The following is a 2,172-nucleotide window of genomic DNA, read 5'->3' on the forward strand; positions in this document are numbered from 1 at the left end:
CGTCGTCGAGCACGACGGCGCGCGCCGCGTCCCGCGGCGCCGAGGCCGGCCGCGCCGCGTCCCGCGCCGAAGCCCGCCCCGCGCGGCAAGGCCGGCTGACGGCGCGACCGCAGAACGACCCCGCACGGGGTCCGCGCCCACCGGCCCGGACCCGAACACGTCGCCCGCCCGCCGGCGGGTGACCGGACACGAGGAGAGACGGCAGCCATGCCGAAGAACAAGACGCACTCGGGCGCAAGAAGCGCTTCCGCATCACGGGGAGCGGCAAGGTCATGCGCGAGCAGGCCAACCGCCGTCACCTGTTCGAGCACAAGCCCACCAAGCGCACGCGCCGTCTCGCGCAGGACCAGGTGGTCTCGCCCGCGGACGTCAAGTCCATCAAGAAGCTGCTCGGCAAGTGACCGGCACGGCGGCGTGACCCGCCGTCGTCCGGCTCGTCCCTGAGCCCCCGACCTACTGCAAGGAGCATCACGTGGCACGCGTGAAGCGGGCGGTCAACGCCCAGAAGAAGCGCCGTACGACCCTCGAGCGCGCCAGCGGCTACCGCGGCCAGCGCTCGCGCCTCTACCGCAAGGCGAAGGAGCAGGTCACCCACTCCCTCGTCTACTCCTACCGCGACCGCAAGGCGCGCAAGGGCGACTTCCGCAAGCTGTGGATCCAGCGCATCAACGCGGCGTCCCGCGCCCAGGGCCTGACGTACAACCGCCTCATCCAGGGCCTCAAGGCCGCGGGTGTCGAGGTCGACCGTCGCCTGCTCGCGGAGCTCGCGGTCAACGACGTGGCCGCGTTCAACGCGCTCGTCCAGGTCGCGAAGGACGCGCTCCCCGAGGACGTCAACGCGCCGAAGGCCGCGGCCTGAGCGGCCGCACCCACGCCACGGACGCCGGCCGGTGCCCGACCCCCTCGACCCCACGCTGACGAACCCTCGCAGCGACCGGGTCAGGGCGGTGCGGGCGCTGTCCGGGCGTCCGGCGCGTTCGCGGCACGGCCAGCTCCTCGTCGAGGGGCCGCAGGGCGTGCGCGAGGCGGTGCGCCACGCCGCGGACCGCGTGCGGGACGTCTACCTGACGCCGGGCGCCGCCGACCGCTACGCCGAGATCGTCGCCGACGCCCGGGCGGCGGGCCTGCACGTCCACGTCGCGACGGCGGAGGTGCTCGCCGCGATGAGCCCCGACGCCCAGGGCGTGCTCGCGGTGGTGCGCGCCGAGGCGGGAGAGCCGGCGCAGCGGCTCGCCGACGCGCTCGCCGCGCTGCCCCAGGACCGGCCCGCGCTCGTCGCGGTCCTGGCCGCCGCGCGCGACCCCGGCAACGCGGGCACCGTGGTGCGTGCTGCCGACGCGACGGGGGCCGACGCCGTCGTCCTTGCGGGCGAGAGCGTGGACGTGCACAACCCGAAGGTCGTCCGCTCGACGGCCGGCTCGCTCTTCCACGTGCCCGTGGTGGCGGGTGTGACGCTCGCGGCGACGGTGGAGGCCCTGCGCGCGGCAGGCCTGCAGGTCCTCGCGGCGGACGGCGCGGGCGGCCACGACCTCGACGACCTGCTCGACGTCGCGGGCGACGCGTCGGCGTCCGGACCGGACCTCGCCCGCCCGACGGCCTGGGTGTTCGGCAACGAGGCGTGGGGCCTGCCGCCCGAGCACCGCGCCCTGGCCGACGCGGTGGTCCGGGTGCCGATCCGCGGCCGTGCCGAGTCGCTCAACCTCGCGACCGCCGCCACGGTGTGCCTCTACGCGTCGAGCCGAGCGCACCGGGCTCCCCGCCCGTGAGGCTGTTCGCCGCGCTGTACCCCGACGACGCGGCGGCCGCGCACCTCGACCTCGCCCTCGGCGGGGTCCGGGCGCACGAGCAGGTCCGGCCGGGTGGGGCGCCTCTCGTGCGGTGGGTGCCGCGCGAGCAGTGGCACGTCACGGTGTCGTTCTTCGGTGAGGTGCCGGACGGTGCCGTCCCGGACCTGACCGCCGCGCTGGCCGAGGCCGCCGCGCTCACGCCGCCGCTCGTCCTCGCGCTGCGGGGCGCGGGCGTCTTCGACCGGCGCGTGCTGTGGGTGGGCGTCGGCGGCGACAGCGACGGCCTGCGCGCGCTGAGCGCCGGGGCGGCCGCGGCGGCCGAGGACGTCGGGGTGCACGGGGACCGCCGGCCGCGCCGGCGTGCGCACGTCACCGTGGCGCGCGC

3 protein-coding genes and 1 pseudogene are annotated in these 2,172 nt (G+C 76.8%); all 4 read left to right on the forward strand.

Going from position 1 to position 2,172, the window contains the following annotated elements; genetic code table 11:
• Nucleotides 1-207: 207 nt before the first annotated feature.
• Nucleotides 208-401, forward strand: a pseudogene (rpmI, locus tag BJF88_RS16345) (50S ribosomal protein L35).
• Nucleotides 402-472: 71 nt separating this feature from the next.
• Entirely contained in the window at nt 473-859 is a 387-nt protein-coding gene (rplT, locus tag BJF88_RS16350) for a 50S ribosomal protein L20 (protein ID WP_024840664.1), read from the forward strand.
• Nucleotides 860-890: 31 nt separating this feature from the next.
• A complete protein-coding gene (locus tag BJF88_RS16355; RefSeq protein WP_255372115.1) occupies nt 891-1,766 on the forward strand; it encodes an RNA methyltransferase in 876 nt (291 codons plus the stop codon).
• Nucleotides 1,763-2,172 (forward strand): RNA 2',3'-cyclic phosphodiesterase (gene thpR, locus BJF88_RS16360; protein WP_083649218.1); only part of this gene is annotated, 410 nt, incomplete at its 3' end. The genes BJF88_RS16355 and thpR, both read left to right, overlap by 4 nt.

Source organism: Cellulosimicrobium sp. CUA-896, from assembly GCF_001942335.1.
In the GTDB taxonomy this organism is placed as follows: Bacteria; Actinomycetota; Actinomycetes; order Actinomycetales; family Cellulomonadaceae; genus Cellulosimicrobium.